The organism is Staphylococcus xylosus (genome assembly GCF_002732165.1).
Classification (GTDB): domain Bacteria; phylum Bacillota; class Bacilli; order Staphylococcales; family Staphylococcaceae; genus Staphylococcus; species Staphylococcus xylosus.
Genome location: NZ_MRZO01000002.1, coordinates 15653 through 32876 on the forward strand (window position 1 = coordinate 15653; position 17224 = coordinate 32876).

A 17224-nucleotide genomic window follows, 5' to 3' on the forward strand; every position below is an offset into this window, starting at 1 on the left:
TAATATAAAATTACACATTCAATATATTGTGCACCAAAAATATTAATGCTTCATATAAGTTTTTATAAGTAAGGAGAAAGAATAATGGCAAGACACATACTTAGAGACCGTCCTCAAAACAAATATTTTGTTATAGTGGCTAATTCACCTGTTATGGTGTTATTTACCTATGCAAATATTAACAATATATTAACAAACGACAGTACTACAGCTGTCATATTATCTATAATTGGCTTAATGATTTTCTCGTCTTTCTATACTTTGCTTTTCTACACTTTCTTAAAAGCATAAAAATAATTGAACGTATCTCATTTTCACAGAAATCAAATAGCTACTTATCGATAATGTAGTATAACAATCAACCATTTTAAAAGGAGCGTGTTATGATGAAATTTATAAATATCAGTGCAGTAACAGAAAAAGGATTAAATAAAAAGGTCAATGCATTTTTAGAGGAAAATCCATATATTGAAATCATTAAATTTGATTATGCTATCGGCTCTAGTAGTTATGGTGTGGGGATTTTATATCAAGACAAAGTGAAAATGTAATTTAAATCATTTTTTTATCATATTGCTAAAACTCAACTACATAAAAGGCATGAATACGGAAATAAATTGCTAGTTTGATTCCGTATCCATGCCTTTTAATTATATATTGCAGTAACATTTTTTCTAATACATTCGTTCATCGCTAGTATTTACACACAATATTTCACAATAAAATTGTATCATTGCTTAAAATTATCTTTAACTGATTTAGGAACATCTTTCTCATCAACATTTTTTTGCTCTACTATCGTCCCTTTATTTTCTGTATAAGTAACCTTTATCCAACGACCTTTTTTAATATTATTGTCTTCTTTAGCTAGTTGATAATTTAAAACAGTGTCATTATCCTTATCAACTAACTTATCAACTTTTCCTTGTTCATTAACAATACCAAAGTAATATTCTTCTTTATTTAAACTGTAAACAGCATAAACGAAATACGCTACCATCAATAATAAAATGACACTTGTTAATAATAGTACGTTTTTCATAAATAGCCTCCATATTAAGATAATATTATTTTAATATGGTGTTAAAAATATTAAATCAGTCCATAGAAGCATCGTACAATATGATTGAATTTATAAAAAAGGTATCATTATTTAGTAGTAAATGATAAATATTTTAAACACAAAATATTAGATTTTAGAAAATAAGACGCTTCTAGGAAATTTTAAAAACCTTTGCGTTTAATTTGTCTGTAAGTAAAAATGATAAACATGCCAATAAATATTCCCTGTGTACTTCTGATTAAAGTTGAGCTGAAACCTAATATATTAATACTTAAAGTTTCTACTATAATAGGAACAACGTGATTCCTACTAATATTTGTTGAGATTTTAGAATAATATCACTCCATTCTACACGAGATATAATATTCTATTAAAGTAATATTAGCTGTGGCTAAATTTTTTGAATAGTGGTTTCATTAAATCCAGATGCATATTTAAGACCAAATCCAAAAGACCTATCCATACTTATATGTGCAAACCAGATCAAAGCTATTTGAAGTAATAATCCCTCGTTAAATATTAAATATAATAAAGCGAATAATATAGGCACTATATATGTGTGCCCAACATTGTACACTTTACTCCCAATTTCCTTATTGATCATATAACCCACCATAAATATATCTGGTACTAATAAAAATAATAAAAACATCCAAATTGAAAAGCCAAACATTAAATACACAATCACCGTTACAAGGAATACAAATATATTTTCTAACTTAATAAAGTTACTCAAATACCCATCCCCTAATTTATATTATAACTATAGTTGAAACATTACTTTTCTTTCGCTCCATGTGACTTTTTATCAGACATAGTAAATCCTAATATAAATGCGACCACTCCTAGAATCATCCCTAAAACAAGCAAACCATTTAGTTCATTGTTATTAAAAAATTGAATTAAATTTAAATTTCCTAAACCATTCCAAATCCTATTTTTTCCAAAATCCCATCCCAAATAATTTAAGAGAAACGCAATTAAAACCACACTAATCAGAACAAATAATCCGTCTTTCAATCCACTTATTACACGTCTACTCATAAATCTAATCCCCTTTCTGTTATATGTAAATCATCACTACTTAAATTAAAAATTTAAAAACTACATTACAGTGCTTTCCTGTTATGAAACCTAAATACATATAATATACATAAATATTACCTAGGCTATAAATAATGTATTTAAATAATCTTGGTTTATTTGTTTATATGTAAAAATCATCAAGAAAATAGACAAAACAACTTGGATCACAAGTAGTATCTATTTCATACCGTCTATAATCCTTTATTCATATATTTTAGATGATGTTTTCATATTATCATATTTTTAAAAACAATATATTGCTCGTAACAAGACTGTTAATCCATATTTATTTTTGCTAACCTTACATTAGAAGAAAAAATCTTAAAACTATAACCTAAATTAAGGAGAATTATAAATGACAAAAGCTATGTATGTACATCACATTATTAACATTGTACTTATGATTACATTAATCGTCTTTAATAACACAGATGTAGGAGGATTAACTTTATCAATCATATTGGGAATCGTATTTATTACTAATATTGCATTACTAATAAGAGAAAATAGTAAAAAGGTAAAAAATGAAGGAGTTACTATAGAAGAACATAATAAAAAATAGATTACTTCTATCTTGGAGAGTGAAATCGTGAACTTCAGTAAATACAAATATGACTATAACTATATACTCATGGCTATACCTTTACTAATTTGTTCAATCTTTGTACCAGCCACTTTTATTGCATTTCTTGTATGCATTTTCTGTGGTTTTGAAGAACGACATTAATAGAGAAATTAAGTAGTAAATTAATACATATTCGCTTCAATTAGTTTAAACCGAACTAAAAATTACAAAATAGTGAAGATAATTATTAAATCAATGACGACTCACTGGAGGGTATTTTTTTGAAGACTTTTGCATTTTTTACTATCATTTTTATATTTAGTGCTTTTTGGACATCTTTGACTATTCGCTACTTGCCTTCCGAAACTACCGGGCATAAAAATAATAAAAGTTCATTTAATACACAGCAACAATCAATGATTATTGAAATTTTTGCAAGGACTTTTGTATGGTTTGTATATTTCTTACTTTTAAATATAATCATAAAATACTTTGGTTACTGGAATAATGACAATAGCTTGGCAAAAGATTACTCCGAATTAGTATATCTTTTAGCCATCATTTTGTTGGGCGTTATGAACTATTTTTATGTAAAAAGAAAATATAACTCTAAAGGATAATGTAGATTATTTTATAATCAAAAAGTCCATAAAAACAAAAGCAGTGTAGTTTCGTTTTTTATAACGGTCCTATACTGCTTTTGTAACAATATTTAATTCGAAAACTTAATTAACCTTACGAATTAAAATAGAACATATACCTTTAAATAAAAACAAGCTGCCAATACTTAATAACACAGTAGCTACTAATGTAGAATTTAGGTTTCCTTTCACACCAGTTGAAGGTAATTCTATTTTTTCTTCTTGTTGATTTTTTGTTACTTTATTTCTATTTGGTACTTTACTATACTTGCTCTCATCAGGATTCAACAAACTATTTTTTGTCTCTCCATCATTTAAAGCACTACTTGGTTTTTCACTTTTTAGCTCATTTGAATCAAATTCATTTTTTACTTTATCTGCATGTTTATTCAGTATTGTTCCCTCTGATTTGTTATTGTTTATAATTCCGTCTGATTTTGTAGCATCCTGAAATTCCTTAGGTTGCTCTACTTCTGTTATATCTTTATGAGGTGTCACATTTGCAGGCGTAAAACTACCATCCTTATGTAATATACTGTGATCTAATACTTCTGCCTGTGTTTCTGGAATATTCGATAGAGTTACTAATGATATTAAAAATGTTGATAACACGCTATTAAATACTACTTTTATAAAAGTCTTCCCCATTCTCATTCCACCTTTTACAAAATTATGTTTAAATAAAAGTTTAAAATAGCTTTATCTATAATTATCTTAAGATAAAATGAGTTGAATGGACATAATATTTTTAAATGAGTAAAATATAGCACTATGTGAGTAAAATTTTATTCATAGTTATGCAGATTTATTGCTTTTAATTTTGTCAAAATGAAATTAGCATTGAATTTTTCACATTCCCTCTCGTAAAAGCAGGAAATTTAACACAGAAAAATCGTTAATATTATAGCTAAGAAACGACAGATTAAAAAGATTTGTTATTTACAAGTAATTCTCTTTTTCTGATAAAAAACTATTTCAAACCCACAAAAATAACCCCTTAAGCCTATGCCTAAGGGGTTTCGTCATTCTATACTATTATTCCCACTCGATTGTACTTGGTGGTTTAGATGTAATATCATAGACAACGCGGTTAACGTGATCTACTTCATTTACGATACGGCTTGAAATCTTTTGTAAGACTTCCCAGTCGATGCGTGCAAAGTCACTTGTCATGCCATCAATTGATGTTACGGCACGAATACCAACTGTATGGTCATACGTACGGTAATCTCCCATAACACCTACTGATTGGATACCTGGTAACACTGTGAAGTATTGCCAAATCTCACGTTCAAGACCTTCCTCACGGATAACCTGTCTTAAAATCGCATCTGATTCACGTACAATTTCAAGTTTGTCTTCAGTAATTTCTCCAAGGACACGGATACCTAAACCTGGGCCTGGGAATGGTTGTCTCCATACTAAGTGCTCTGGAATACCTAATTCGATACCTAGTTCACGCACTTCATCTTTGAATAGTGTATTGATAGGTTCAATTAATTGGAATTCCATATCTTCAGGTAAGCCACCCACATTGTGGTGTGATTTAATCGTTTGAGCAGTTTTTGTACCTGACTCGATAACATCTGTATAAAGTGTACCTTGCGCTAAGAAATCTACACCTTTTAATTTAGATGCTTCATCATCAAAGACATAGATAAACTCATTACCGATGATTTTGCGTTTTTGTTCTGGGTCCGACACGCCTTGTAGTTTACTCATGAAACGTTCTTGTGCATCAACACGAATAATATTCATATTGAATCCTTCACCGAACTGCTCCATAACCATGTCGCCTTCACCTTTACGTAATAATCCATGATCTACAAAGATACATGTAAGTTGATCACCAATTGCTTTGTGTAACAATACTGCTACTACAGATGAATCAACACCACCGCTCATAGCACATAACACTCTACGGTCTCCAACTTGATTACGGATTTTTTCAACTTCGATTTCAATGAAGTTCTCCATTGACCATTCGCCTGTACATTCACATACGCGACGTACAAAGTTACGTAATAAGTCATTACCATATTCAGTATGACGTACTTCTGGATGGAATTGCACACCGTAAATACGACGTGATTTATCTTCAATCGCTGCATAATTTGTGCTTGGGCTATCAGCAATAACTTCAAAGCCTTCAGGAATCTCGATAACTTTATCTGAATGACTCATCCAAACGTTTTGTTCTTCCGGTAAACCGAAGAATAATTCGTCAGTTTTAGCATTGATGATTGCTTTACCATATTCACGTTCATTGGCACGTTCAACTTTTCCGCCTAATAATTTAGTCGTCAATTGCATACCATAACAAATACCTAAAATCGGCACTCCTAAATTGTATATTTCTGGATCAATTGTGAACGAATCTTCCTCATAAACTGAGTTTGGTCCACCCGAAAGGATAATACCTTTAGGGTTCAATTTTTTTATTTCTTCCATACTAATCTCATGGTCGTGTAACTCACTATATACGCCCATTTCACGAATACGTCGTGTAATTAACTGATTGTATTGGCTACCAAAGTCTAAAACAAGTATGAGCTCTTGCTCTTTCGCCATTTCCATAACTTTAAATCTCCTTTTAACTTAGAATGAATAATTTGGTGATTCTTTTGTAATTTGAACATCATGTGGATGGCTTTCTGCTAAACCAGCAGGTCCCATGCGTGTAAATTGAGCTTCTTCTCTTAATGCTTCTAAGTTTTTAGAACCAGTATAACCCATACCAGATCTTACGCCGCCCATAAGTTGATAAATAGTGTCTTGTAGAGCACCTTTATAAGCGATACGGCCTTCAATACCTTCTGGAACGAATTTTTTAGGTGCTTTGTCTTCTTGGAAATAACGGTCATTCGAACCACTTTCCATTGCGCCTAATGAACCCATACCTCTATATACTTTGTACTGTCTACCTTGGAACACTTCAGTTGCGCCAGGGCTTTCTTCAGTACCTGCAAGTAAGCTACCTAACATAACTGCGTGTCCACCTGCAGCTAATGCTTTAATGATATCTCCTGAGAATTTAATACCACCATCTGCAATAATTGCTTTACCGTGTTTACGCGCTTCTGTAGCACAATCATAAACAGCTGTAATTTGTGGGACACCAACACCTGCAACGACACGAGTTGTACAAATTGAACCAGGGCCAATACCAACTTTAACTACGTCAGCTCCCGCTTCATATAAAGCTTTTGTACCTTCAGCTGTAGCCACATTACCTGCTATTAAAGTAACTTGTGGGAATGTTTTCTTAATATGTTCAACTTGTTCTAATACACCTTTAGAGTGGCCATGTGCTGTATCGATAACTAATGCGTCTACACCAGCTTCAACAAGTTTTTGCGCACGGATACCAGTGTCTTTCGCAATACCAATTGCTGCACCTACTAATAATCTACCATGTGCATCTTTAGCAGAATTAGGGAATTCAAGAACTTTTTCAATGTCTTTAATTGTGATTAATCCTTCTAAACGACCTTCTTTAACTAATGGAAGTTTTTCAATTTTATGTTGTTGTAATAACTTCTCTGCTTCCTCTAATGTCGTACCTACAGGAGCTGTAACAAGATTATTTTTTGTCATTACGTCTGAAATTTTAATTGAAAAGTCTTCGATAAAACGTAAATCACGGTTTGTAATAATACCAACAAATTGTCTAGTTTCTTTACTATCAACAATTGGCACACCTGAAATGCGGTATTTACCCATCAATGCTTCTGCTTCAAAAACACTCTCTTCTGGAGTTAAATAAAATGGATTCGAGATGACACCATTTTCAGAACGTTTTACTTTTTGAACTTCGTCGGCTTGATCTTCAATGTTCATATTTTTATGAATAACACCAAGTCCACCTTGTCTAGCCATTGAAATTGCCATTTTTGATTCTGTAACTGTGTCCATACCTGCTGATACGATTGGAATATTCAGTTTAATACCTTCTGATAATTGAACACTTAAGTCCACTTCTTTCGGTAATACATCTGATTCTGCTGGTAACAATAACACATCGTCAAAAGTTAAAGATTCTTTTTCAAATTTATTTTCCCACATACTTGTACAGCCTCCTAAATAATTGTTTTATAGTTCTATTATTTCATAATTTCCGTGTCTTGTTGATGCTTAATGCCATTAAAAAAGAAATTCAAAACAATTGCTGAAATTGCACCTAGTACAATACCGTTTTGAGTTAACCATGCAAATTGTTCACCTAAGGCGTCAAACGCTTGAGGTACTGCACTTATACCCGTTCCTAGTCCTACAGATACAGCAATAACTAACAAATTATTTTGATTCCTAAAATTAATATTACCTAATATACTAACACCATATGCCATGACCATGCCAAACATAGCTATCATCGCTCCACCTAATACTGGCAGAGGGATCATATTTGCTAATGCACCTAATTTAGGAATACACCCACAAATAACTAGCAATATGACCATACCGTATATCACTTTATTCTTTTTCGCACCTGACAATGATACTAAACCTACATTCTGTGAATATGCAGTATAAGGGAATGCATTGAAGATAGAGCCTAAGATGATAGCGATACCTTCTGCTGTATAACCTTTACGGAAATCTTTGCGTTCCAATGGTTTACCTGTTATTTCACTTAATGCATGGTATACACCTGTTGATTCTATTAAACTTACTAATGCAACTATAAAGAATACGAGTGTCGCCCCGAAGTCAAAGCTAAAAGTTGAAAATCTAAACGGTTGGGGTAACGCAAACCAATGCGCCGTACCAATTTGATTTACATCTACGATTCCAAGGAATCCGGCTAGTAGCGTCCCCACAATGAGTCCGATAAGTATAGCGATAGATTTTAAAAATCCTACAGTAAAACGCTGTACGAGCAAAATAACAACCAAAGTAATAACACCTAAGAGGATATTTTTAGGATCCCCGTAGTCTTTAGCACCTTCCCCTCCTGCCAAATAATTCATTGCAACTGGCATTAGGTTAATTCCAATAATTGTTACCACACTTCCAGTAACAACTGGAGGGAAGAACTTCACCAAATAGGAAAAGAATGGCGCAATGATTACAACTAGAATACCCGACAAGAAGAGTGAGCCATATAAGTCACCAATACCTTTAGTTTGACCAATTAAAATCATTGGTGCCACAGCAGTAAATGTACAGCCTAATACAATTGGCAAACCAATGCCTGTACCTTTCCATACTTGCAAGAACGTCGCTACACCGCACATAAAGATGTCCACTGTAACTAAGAAAGCAATTTGTTCAGGTGTGAAGTCTAAACTAGTTCCTACAATAATAGGTACGAGTATCGCTCCCGCATACATTGCTAATAAATGCTGTAAACTTAAAATGAAGGTTTTCATGCTTCTTCGCCAACGAAAGTAACTTTATTTCCACTTAGTGAAGCCACTTTACATAATGATGAAACTGTTAAACCAGCTTGTTCCAAACGTTCTCTACCAGGTTGAAAACTTTTTTCTACTACAATGCCTATACCAACTGTTGTACCATTGGCTTGTTGCACAATTTCATTTAAACCTAAAGATGCATCTCCATTAGCTAAAAAGTCGTCTACGATAAGCACTTTGTCATTTTCATCTAAAAACTCTTTAGATACAATCACCGTACTTGTCGTATTTTTAGTAAAAGAATGTATATCTGCTTGATACACATCTTTTTTTAATGTGCTTGGTTTTGCTTTTTTAGCGAAGAGGCATGGCACATCAAAGTGCATAGCTGCCATAATCGCCGGTGCAATACCAGACGCTTCAATCGTTAATATTTTTGTGATGCCCTTGTCCTTAAACTGCTCGTAAAAAGTTCGCCCTACATCATGCATCAGCTTGGCATCGATTTGATGATTTAAAAAACCATCTACCTTTAAAATCTTTTCGTCAATGACGACACCATCTGCTTCGACTTTCTGCTTCAACAAATCCACTCGTAAAAAACCTCCTCATTTTGTGTACAAAAAAAACCCTAAACTAACTTAGTTTCAGGATCTATGAGTGAACGTGCAATACTGTAAGCAGCTATTATCCTAATTTTCAAATGATGTCTAAAGCGCTAAGATTCTACATTCATTTCCCTAATTAAATATGTAAAAAATAAGTTTATAACATCGATTAAGAGGAAACGGTTTAAAAAGTATAGTCCGATATGTACAACTTTTTAAATCGCTTTTAATTGCTAAAGCATTGTATAGGTTACCCATAGTCATGTCGTTAATGGCAACATGGTAGAAACTTCTAAAGCCGTATCCTTTAGATTATATGAGTTAGATAAATTATTAACTGATGATAGCAAATTTCGGCACATTTTTCAATATACTTATTGATTGTAAGCGCTTTTCGAAGGGTAACTTAGTATATTCACTAACATAAAGTAAACGGTACCATTTGCGTTAAAATGTTGTTTGCCAGGTGTAAAACTTCGTAATATAATTAAATTGTATTCGTTTCGTTATTTAAGTTACTGGGTAAACACATAATAATTAATAGAACAACGGATGGAGGATCACAAAATGTCAGAATTCACTATTATTCAAAAAAGCGAAGAGTTAATTGATGCAGTCAAAAACAAGATTGCAGAAGGTTATAAGGAATCAGAGATTTCTGTTATCAGTAAAACAAAACTTCATATCGACGAGTTGCATGATTCCGAAGTAAATTTAACAGCTACAAGCGGTTCTTTCAGTGATAAAATGGCCAAAATCTTAACTGGCGAAGACGGTGAAGAGGTTGTCTTAGCCTATTATAAATTGTCAGACGCTGAAATGGAACGCTATAAGAAAGAAATCTTAGACGGCAACTATCTTGTCGTTGCTACGAAAGATGAATCTTCACATGAAGAAGTAGAAAATGCAAATGCAGCTTATGAAAATGAAACGGTAGTTCAACATCATTATGCTGAAGAATCTAAAGGACCTAAATCCTAAACTCAAATCTCATAAATTTAGAATTTGGGCACTTAATACCATTCACCAATTATAATATGACATATACCAACATTGGCAGTTATCTAAAATGTACTTGTAACAAACATTTCAAATGACTAATTTATATTGATGGAGCGAACCAAGAAAATCAATTGTAACTTTTGATTTCTGTGTCGCTCCCTTTTTATTACCAAGCCATACTTCTACCTATAAATTACATTACAAGTTTTGCTACTATGTTATAATGAACGCAATAATTTCGGGGGTGTATATATGCAATTCAAAATTATCACATCAATTGATGATCCCTTCTTCAAATCAGCCATGAATTTGTATGACGCTAAATTTGATATCGGATTATCTGAATACGAGCCAATATTTAAACAATCACTTAAAAACGAGCATACTAAAGATGATTATATTTTTTTAGTTGGCATCGAGTCAGACACTGTCGTGAGTTTAGCAACTGCGCATTATGAGGCAACAACTAACTCAGCATTTTTAATTTATTTAATTGCTAATGATCAACCAAACCACGATGAGCTAATTACTGAAACGCTTGCGCGTATCCAGAAAGAAATCAATATCCTATCGAACCAACTACATGAACACGATGTTAACTTCATCATGTTAGAAGTAGAAAAAGAACCTGAAGAAATTTCTGAGGAAGTTATAGCTATTTTGGATAATAGGCGCCAATTTCTATATCAACATGGATTCGAAAAACAATATGACATTAATTATTTAGCACCAAATCTTGAAGGATATAGCGAAGGTAAACCCATGGATTTATTTATAAAATCTAATATTGAACTAACCAAAGATATTTATGGCCCTAGTATAAAATCAAACTATATCCTCAAATATGTCTTTGCTAACAGAATCTCTAGAAATATTATTTATCCATTACTCGAAGAAATGGATTTACGTAAATCATAGGAACCACTACTTGAAATCACTATTAAAACAGTTTAAACTAGCATAGAGGTAAGACTGACGTTTCACTAACCGAAGACAAACGTCCGTATACATAATCCATTAATGAAAGGACTTATTTCTATGTTAACCAAAGAATTTGCACAACGTGTTGAGCTAAGTGAAAAACAAGTCCGTAAAATCGTTCAACATTTAGAAGAACGCGGTTACCAACTTAGTAAAACAGAATATCGTGGCCGTGAAGCTACAGATTTCCAAGAAGAGGATATTGAATTATTCCAAGATATTGCTGAAAAAGTAAAACAGACAAATAGTTATGATTTAGCTTTTGAAGAGTTAGAAAAAGAAAAAGACTTTTTACAAGTATTAGTTAAAGACGATAGTAGTAATTTACCTACAGATCAAAATGTATCTAAACTTGTAGATGATTTACGTTCTGAAATTCAAAAAATGCGTGACGAACGTCATATGCTTGGTCAAATGATTAATCAAGTACACCAGCAACAACAAGAATTACATGAGATGCAAAATCAAATCACGTCTAAATTGGATGCCAATACTGAATCATTACAGGCCATCCAATCTTCTACTAATGAGATTAAATCAACTCAAAGCGCTATTCAAGATTCACAAAAAGAGCAATCTGAATTAGCTAAATCAAACGTTGAAACTGCGCATATTGCCGCTTCACAATCTACAAATGCTCAGAAAGATGATGCTTTAACTGAAACTTCAACTGAATCAGTAGTTACAAAATCATCTACTGAATCTCAACCAGAAGCGAACAAAGACGTTAACGACAAAGTCGAAAACGAAACATCAGACGAAGTTACTTCAGACAGTAAACCAGATGCTACTGAAGCAAAGGCACATACAGACGAACCTGAAATTACACCAGTAAGCGAACAATCTACTACTAGTGGTAGTAATGATAAGGTAGAAGAAGCAAATTCAACTGAAACGAAGTCAGCTGATAAAGCTGCAGATGCTACTACCGCTACTGACGAAGGAAATGAATTATCAACGTCAGCCACTGATGATGCAACAATCAAAGATGAAGTAACTGAAATAAGCATTCAAGATGAAACGGCTGCCAATACAACTTCTTACACATCAACTTCAGTTGACGAAGCGCCAAAAGAAGAGCGTAAAGGTTTCTTTGCCCGTTTATTTAATTTATAAAACTATCATTTTTGATTTAAAGTATAGTATGAATAAAATATAGTTACCACAGAATAAAACATCATTCATTATAAGAGCGAAAAAATACAATCCAGTTCTAAAACTGGATTGTATTTTTTCGCTTTTTTTAAATGTAAACCCTCGATAGCCATTCAAAAAAAACACCCCCATTCTCTGTAATAATATAATTATACGACCTATATAAAACAAAGTTATATTGTCAGAAAATAAAGACATTTTGATTTTGCAAATTTCTCGAGTAATTAACTTGAATAATGTTGATTTTACTAATATCCTTAGTATACGTATCGGATTAAAAAATTAAATAAGAAAGTGTAGGTCCTTTTTTTATGTTATTGACTATTCTTAACATCATTATTTTTGTGGCCTTCCTCATCGGATTATATATAATGGCTAGAAAACACGTTTCTTTTCCAAAACGTGTTTTCTCTGCTTTAGGTATCGGTATCGTTTTTGGTATCGTAATACACTTAATCTATGGTGTGGACTCTAAAGTTACTAAACAAACTATGGATTGGTTTAGTATCGTTGGTGATGGCTACATTTCTTTATTACAAATGATTGTAATGCCTCTAATATTCATTTCAATCGTTTCAGCATTCACGAAAATTAAAATTGGAGATAAGTTTGCTAAGATTGGTATTTATATCTTTGTATTTCTTATAGGTACTGTCGCAATATCTGCAATTATTGGTATTATCTCAGCACTTGCCTTCGGTTTAGACGCTTCTTCTATTGATTTAGGCGGCGCCGAAAGTTCAAGAGGTAGCGAACTGGCAAGTCAGGCTAAAGATATGACAGCCAATACATTACCGCAGCAAATTTTACAATTATTACCTAGTAATCCATTCTTAGACTTTACTGGTCAGCGTACAACTTCTACAATCGCCGTAGTTATATTTGCAGCGTTTATCGGTTTTGCATTCTTACGTGTTATGCGTAAACAACCAGAGAGTGGCAACCTACTTAAACGTGGTATCGATGCATTATATAGCTTAGTTATGGCAATCGTAACGTTCGTATTGCGCTTAACACCTTATGGTATTTTAGCGATTATGACTTCTACAATTGCTACAAGTGATTTTGCCGCAATTTGGACTTTAGGTAAGTTTGTAATTGCGTCTTATGTAGCACTTATCGTAATGTATATTATTCATTTAATTATTATCTCAGGTATAGGTTTGAACCCAGTGACATTCGTTAAAAAAACTGGCGAAGTACTATTATTTGCCTTCACATCTCGTTCTAGTGCTGGTTCATTACCTCTTAATGTTCAAACACAAAAAAATCGCCTAGGCGTGCCAGATGGAATTGCGAATTTCTCTGCATCCTTCGGTCTGTCAATTGGACAAAATGGTTGCGCCGGTATATACCCTGCTATGCTTGCAGTCATGGTAGCACCCGCTGCTGGCGTGGAAGTTAACTTACAATTTATATTAGCTGTAATTGGCGTAGTAATCATTAGTTCATTTGGTGTAGCTGGTGTTGGGGGCGGTGCTACATTCGCTTCTATCATTGTATTATCTACATTGAATTTACCAGTTGCACTAGCAGGTGTCTTAATCTCTGTCGAACCATTAATCGATATGGGACGTACTGCATTAAATGTTAATGATTCTATGCTTGCTGGTACAGGTACAGCAAAACTCACAAACAACCTAGATCAAGACACTTACAATCAAAAAGAATATACTGAAATTACAAATTAATACAAAATTACTTCCTGCTCCTCATTTCATATATTTGAACTATTTATGAAACATTGAAAAGGTCGGTATACACGTAATGTATACCGACCTTTTTTATTATACTTACTTAACATTATTTATTTCGCTTAAGATCTATCATTAATTTCATATAATTAAACAAAAAAACAAGAATTAAACTTAAAGATAACGACTTTAACAGTAGGTTGACCCAAGTACCGTCTGCCGTAAAGTAATGTGTTATTATGCTACATATAATAAATGCTAAAAATATGAGCCCCAATTTAAATAACATGTCTCCCACCTCTTTTAATATAGTTTAGTGGGAAACATGTATTTTTTCAATTTAATTTTTATCTATTAATAAAATTATCAATAATCGAACAATAGACTATGAATTAACCGTTGATTGTCCGAATATTTTTCTCTTAATAGCTTCTCCAGTAGGCGTACCAGCTAAACCACCAATACCTGTTTCACGTAATGAAGCCGGCAAATTACGCCCTACTTTATCCATAGCTTCAATGACTTCATCAACAGGAATTTTACTTTCAACTCCTGCTAACGCAAGATCTGCTGAAATCAATCCGTTTCCTGATCCTATAGCATTTCTCATAACACAAGGAATTTCTACCAAGCCAGCAACAGGATCACATACAAGACCTAATAAATTGCTGATAGCTAGCGCCATTGCATGACCACTTGCTTGTGGTGAACCTCCAAATATCTCAACAGCTGCCGCTGCTGCAATCGCAGATGCTGAACCAACTTCAGCCTGACAACCTCCTATAGCACCTGCCACGCTAGCATTATTTGCAATTACCTTACCGCATAATGCCGCAGCAAATAGGAAATCAATCATTTGATCTGTTGTTAAGTGGTGTGATTTTTCTAATTTAAACAGAATTCCAGGTATCGTCCCCGAGGATCCGGCCGTAGGAGTTGCACAAATAATTCCCATTGCCGCATTTACCTCATTAGTAGCAATAGCACCTTTTAATGCTTCGACCATTTCATATCCAGACAGTGCATGCTCTCGCTCATTATAAGTTGCCAATTTAACAGCATCTTGTCCTGTATAGCCAGTAACGCTTTTCACGCCTTCACCAGTTATACCTTTTTCTACGGCTTCCCTCATAACATCTATATTTTGTTTCATAAGCGCTCTAACTTCATCTCTTGAAATACCTTTTAAAGACATTTCCTCACTAATCATAATTTCCGCAAAAGTTGTTTCGTTTTCTACTGCATAATCAATGATTTCTTGCATCGAATTTAGCATATTGTCACTCCTCTAATTTATATATGAAAAGCTTAAAGCATCGTATCTTTCCCGCAATTCATCTATTGTTTCAATTGATAACTCTTTATTCAAATGCAACGCAAGTAGACATTTCCCTTCATTAATTGTCTTTATTTCTTCATTAATATCTATATCACGTTCTATCAAATCATTAATTATATGATTGATCATAGATATATTCGCAACGCCCTCTACTACTAAAATAGGCAAGCCATGATTCATTAATATGCACGCACCATCCACGTGTATACTTTTTATCTTAATAGCGCCGCCACCAATCGAAATACCATTAATCTCTACATGTCTACCACAACAATCTAATTTCACAAGCGCACAATTAGGATGTTCTCCCAAACTTGCTCCAGACTGCTCAATAATTTCCACTTCTATATCACGCTCTTTTGCGATTTCCGTGGATTGTTTAATGCGCTCATCGAAAGTCCCAAAACCTAGAGCACCTCCAACTATAGCCAAATCTGTTCCATGCCCCTTATGCGTGGAAGCAAACGACTCGTAATAGTGAATCGTAATTTTTTGTGGCTCATGTTGTAATAAGGTGCGGGCAGCATTACCAATTTTAACTGCGCCTGCTGTATGAGAACTCGACGGCCCCATCATAATCGGTCCAATCACATCAAATGCACTTTGATAATCTTGCTTTCTAGCCATCATTACATCTCCTTAATTAGCATGTTTTTTCATTCGAGGTAAATTGAAATTTAGACTTGTCATATTGAATTTATTTATCGTTTTACCTATAACAAGGCTTAAAAGAATACTTGTTATTGAAACAGTAATAATAGTTATCGTCGCGCGAATTGGGTCGTTAAAACCAAATAGTACAATAGCTCCCGCAATCGGTGTTGCCATACCAGTCACATTTATGACCAAACCGCTAAAAGTCACTATACATGCGTTAACCACACCAATAATCGCGTTCGTTCCATATAATTGTAGCGGATATTTAGCTATAATATCTATTTGCGTCAATGGTTCAATTGCTACCGCAAAAGCTTTAGAGCTGTTACCAATTTTCAATTGTTTAAACATAATAAAATTAACAAATGAACTTCCAGTACAAGTCAATGCTCCTATCGCCATTGGCAAACCAGTAAGTCCTAATAAACTCGTCAACACCATTGAACTTAAAGGTGTCATGCCAGTCACAGGTATAATTAAACCTAGTATCGCCGCAAGGATGTACGGATTATTATCACCAACAGCAGTAACGGCACTACCTATTTGGTGTAAAAGCGCAATAACACCAGGACTCATAATACTGGCTAATAAGAAAGCTGTTGCTGGCGCAAACAAAATAACCGTAATTAAATCCAAGCCTTCTGGCACTTTCTTCTCGATAAATTTAATTACAAAAGCTATCATGTAAGCTGCCAAAAATGCAGGTAAAAGTTTGAAATCATGTAGTACCAATCCAACTATTACCGCAAATACTGGGGAAACTCCCAATTTCAAACATGTTAGAAAACCTACAGCAACCCCGCTTAATCCTCCTGCTAAATCTCCTATTTCTTGCAAAAATTTAATATCAAACACGCCACCAATCGCATAACTCAAAAATGCTTGTGGTAAAAACGTTGCACAGGCGGCTCCCGAAAGTGCCTGTAGTCCCTTTTTACCGTAAGGTGCAAAATTTAAAAACAGAGTCATTGCTAGTAAGACAATTAACAAAGTACCTACACCTAAAATAATATCCATCGTCCAAAACCTCTTCCTAAAATTTTTAATTGCATTTTTAAATATTTCACAATTCAATA

Annotated in this window: 20 protein-coding genes and 1 riboswitch; of the genes, 8 read left to right on the forward strand and 12 right to left on the reverse strand. The window is 33.5% G+C overall.

Translation table 11 applies throughout. From position 1 onward, the window contains the following. Positions 1-84 precede the first annotated feature (84 nt). Together BTM19_RS03515 and BTM19_RS13030 are read left to right on the forward strand one after the other, a co-directional pair. Positions 85-291 (forward strand): hypothetical protein, encoded by a 207-nt coding sequence (locus BTM19_RS03515; RefSeq protein ID WP_029378886.1) that lies wholly within the window; start codon positions 85-87, stop codon positions 289-291. A gap of 95 nt (positions 292-386) precedes the next feature. Beyond that, on the forward strand, positions 387-551 hold the full coding sequence (locus tag BTM19_RS13030; protein WP_167330414.1) for a hypothetical protein: 165 nt from the start codon (positions 387-389) through the stop codon (positions 549-551). Positions 552-730: 179 nt separating this feature from the next. Here BTM19_RS13030 and BTM19_RS03520 read toward each other — a convergent pair whose 3' ends face one another. From BTM19_RS03520 to BTM19_RS03530, 3 genes are all read right to left on the reverse strand, one after another. Beyond that, positions 731-1042, reverse strand: a complete 312-nt coding sequence (locus BTM19_RS03520) for a hypothetical protein (RefSeq protein ID WP_029378885.1) — start codon at positions 1040-1042, stop codon at positions 731-733. Positions 1043-1454: 412 nt separating this feature from the next. Next, positions 1455-1799, reverse strand: coding sequence for a DUF4260 domain-containing protein (locus BTM19_RS03525; protein WP_029378884.1), 345 nt, complete (start codon positions 1797-1799; stop codon positions 1455-1457). A gap of 41 nt (positions 1800-1840) precedes the next feature. Continuing rightward, the gene (locus tag BTM19_RS03530) at positions 1841-2107 is read right to left on the reverse strand and encodes a hypothetical protein (RefSeq protein ID WP_029378883.1); all 267 of its coding nucleotides are present in this window, start codon (positions 2105-2107) and stop codon (positions 1841-1843) included. 397 nt (positions 2108-2504) lie between these two features. On the opposite strand from BTM19_RS03530, the gene BTM19_RS03535 reads away from it, so the two are divergent. Both BTM19_RS03535 and BTM19_RS03540 read left to right on the forward strand, forming a co-directional pair. Beyond that, entirely contained in the window at positions 2505-2711 is a 207-nt protein-coding gene (locus BTM19_RS03535; RefSeq protein WP_029378882.1) for a hypothetical protein, read from the forward strand. 284 nt (positions 2712-2995) lie between these two features. Further along, the gene (locus tag BTM19_RS03540) at positions 2996-3334 is read left to right on the forward strand and encodes a hypothetical protein (protein ID WP_058625858.1); all 339 of its coding nucleotides are present in this window, start codon (positions 2996-2998) and stop codon (positions 3332-3334) included. A 105-nt stretch (positions 3335-3439) separates the two neighbouring features. On the opposite strand, the gene BTM19_RS03545 is transcribed toward BTM19_RS03540, so the two are convergent. The 5 genes from BTM19_RS03545 to xpt all read right to left on the reverse strand — a co-directional run bounded on the left by BTM19_RS03545 (position 3440) and on the right by xpt (position 9305). Beyond that, on the reverse strand, positions 3440-4003 hold the full coding sequence (locus BTM19_RS03545; RefSeq protein ID WP_058625857.1) for an LPXTG cell wall anchor domain-containing protein: 564 nt from the start codon (positions 4001-4003) through the stop codon (positions 3440-3442). A 387-nt stretch (positions 4004-4390) separates the two neighbouring features. After that, the gene (gene guaA, locus BTM19_RS03550) at positions 4391-5932 is read right to left on the reverse strand and encodes a glutamine-hydrolyzing GMP synthase (protein WP_029378858.1); all 1542 of its coding nucleotides are present in this window, start codon (positions 5930-5932) and stop codon (positions 4391-4393) included. A 21-nt stretch (positions 5933-5953) separates the two neighbouring features. Further along, positions 5954-7420, reverse strand: coding sequence for an IMP dehydrogenase (gene guaB, locus BTM19_RS03555; protein WP_099265734.1), 1467 nt, complete (start codon positions 7418-7420; stop codon positions 5954-5956). 38 nt (positions 7421-7458) lie between these two features. Beyond that, positions 7459-8727, reverse strand: a complete 1269-nt coding sequence (pbuX, locus tag BTM19_RS03560) for a xanthine permease PbuX (RefSeq protein WP_038679582.1) — start codon at positions 8725-8727, stop codon at positions 7459-7461. Then, positions 8724-9305, reverse strand: a complete 582-nt coding sequence (xpt, locus tag BTM19_RS03565) for a xanthine phosphoribosyltransferase (RefSeq protein WP_029378855.1) — start codon at positions 9303-9305, stop codon at positions 8724-8726. Before xpt ends, pbuX begins: the two co-directional genes overlap by 4 nt. Positions 9306-9557: 252 nt before the next feature. After that, positions 9558-9660, reverse strand: a riboswitch (purine riboswitch). Between the two features lie 227 nt (positions 9661-9887). On the opposite strand from xpt, the gene BTM19_RS03570 reads away from it, so the two are divergent. The 4 genes from BTM19_RS03570 (at position 9888) to BTM19_RS03585 (ending at position 14149) form a co-directional block, all read left to right on the forward strand. Then, positions 9888-10301 carry a general stress protein gene (locus tag BTM19_RS03570; RefSeq protein WP_029378854.1) on the forward strand — a complete coding sequence of 138 codons (414 nt, stop codon included), beginning with the start codon at positions 9888-9890 and terminating at the stop codon, positions 10299-10301. Between the two features lie 273 nt (positions 10302-10574). Continuing rightward, a complete protein-coding gene (locus BTM19_RS03575) occupies positions 10575-11240 on the forward strand; it encodes a hypothetical protein (RefSeq protein WP_029378853.1) in 666 nt (221 codons plus the stop codon). Positions 11241-11360: 120 nt separating this feature from the next. Beyond that, positions 11361-12419, forward strand: coding sequence for a hypothetical protein (locus BTM19_RS03580; RefSeq protein ID WP_069796764.1), 1059 nt, complete (start codon positions 11361-11363; stop codon positions 12417-12419). 350 nt (positions 12420-12769) lie between these two features. Beyond that, entirely contained in the window at positions 12770-14149 is a 1380-nt protein-coding gene (locus BTM19_RS03585; RefSeq protein ID WP_029378851.1) for an L-cystine transporter, read from the forward strand. A gap of 112 nt (positions 14150-14261) precedes the next feature. Here the strand turns inward: BTM19_RS03585 and BTM19_RS13105 are convergent, their stop codons facing one another. The 4 genes from BTM19_RS13105 to BTM19_RS03605 all read right to left on the reverse strand — a co-directional run bounded on the left by BTM19_RS13105 (position 14262) and on the right by BTM19_RS03605 (position 17165). Continuing rightward, complete coding sequence (locus BTM19_RS13105) at positions 14262-14441, reverse strand: hypothetical protein (protein ID WP_081225234.1); 180 nt, start codon at positions 14439-14441, stop codon at positions 14262-14264. A 96-nt stretch (positions 14442-14537) separates the two neighbouring features. Further along, positions 14538-15428 (reverse strand): L-serine ammonia-lyase, iron-sulfur-dependent, subunit alpha, encoded by an 891-nt coding sequence (sdaAA, locus tag BTM19_RS03595; protein ID WP_038679574.1) that lies wholly within the window; start codon positions 15426-15428, stop codon positions 14538-14540. 12 nt (positions 15429-15440) lie between these two features. Next, entirely contained in the window at positions 15441-16118 is a 678-nt protein-coding gene (gene sdaAB / locus BTM19_RS03600; protein WP_069796762.1) for an L-serine ammonia-lyase, iron-sulfur-dependent subunit beta, read from the reverse strand. A 12-nt stretch (positions 16119-16130) separates the two neighbouring features. Continuing rightward, the gene (locus BTM19_RS03605; protein WP_069796759.1) at positions 16131-17165 is read right to left on the reverse strand and encodes a PTS sugar transporter subunit IIC; all 1035 of its coding nucleotides are present in this window, start codon (positions 17163-17165) and stop codon (positions 16131-16133) included. Between the last annotated feature and the right edge of the window lie 59 nt (positions 17166-17224).

Coding starts and splice junctions, on each gene's coding strand:
- BTM19_RS03580 (WP_069796764.1), top strand. CDS start 11,361: ATGTTAACCAAAGAATTTGCACAACGTGTTGAGCTAAGTGAAAAACAA.
- BTM19_RS03585 (WP_029378851.1), top strand. CDS start 12,770: ATGTTATTGACTATTCTTAACATCATTATTTTTGTGGCCTTCCTCATC.
- BTM19_RS03520 (WP_029378885.1), bottom strand. CDS start 1,042: ATGAAAAACGTACTATTATTAACAAGTGTCATTTTATTATTGATGGTA.
- BTM19_RS03515 (WP_029378886.1), top strand. CDS start 85: ATGGCAAGACACATACTTAGAGACCGTCCTCAAAACAAATATTTTGTT.
- BTM19_RS03605 (WP_069796759.1), bottom strand. CDS start 17,165: ATGGATATTATTTTAGGTGTAGGTACTTTGTTAATTGTCTTACTAGCA.
- BTM19_RS13105 (WP_081225234.1), bottom strand. CDS start 14,441: ATGTTATTTAAATTGGGGCTCATATTTTTAGCATTTATTATATGTAGC.
- guaB (WP_099265734.1), bottom strand. CDS start 7,420: ATGTGGGAAAATAAATTTGAAAAAGAATCTTTAACTTTTGACGATGTG.
- BTM19_RS13030 (WP_167330414.1), top strand. CDS start 387: ATGAAATTTATAAATATCAGTGCAGTAACAGAAAAAGGATTAAATAAA.
- guaA (WP_029378858.1), bottom strand. CDS start 5,932: ATGGAAATGGCGAAAGAGCAAGAGCTCATACTTGTTTTAGACTTTGGT.
- BTM19_RS03545 (WP_058625857.1), bottom strand. CDS start 4,003: ATGGGGAAGACTTTTATAAAAGTAGTATTTAATAGCGTGTTATCAACA.
- pbuX (WP_038679582.1), bottom strand. CDS start 8,727: ATGAAAACCTTCATTTTAAGTTTACAGCATTTATTAGCAATGTATGCG.
- sdaAA (WP_038679574.1), bottom strand. CDS start 15,428: ATGCTAAATTCGATGCAAGAAATCATTGATTATGCAGTAGAAAACGAA.
- BTM19_RS03575 (WP_029378853.1), top strand. CDS start 10,575: ATGCAATTCAAAATTATCACATCAATTGATGATCCCTTCTTCAAATCA.
- sdaAB (WP_069796762.1), bottom strand. CDS start 16,118: ATGGCTAGAAAGCAAGATTATCAAAGTGCATTTGATGTGATTGGACCG.
- BTM19_RS03530 (WP_029378883.1), bottom strand. CDS start 2,107: ATGAGTAGACGTGTAATAAGTGGATTGAAAGACGGATTATTTGTTCTG.
- BTM19_RS03535 (WP_029378882.1), top strand. CDS start 2,505: ATGACAAAAGCTATGTATGTACATCACATTATTAACATTGTACTTATG.
- BTM19_RS03570 (WP_029378854.1), top strand. CDS start 9,888: ATGTCAGAATTCACTATTATTCAAAAAAGCGAAGAGTTAATTGATGCA.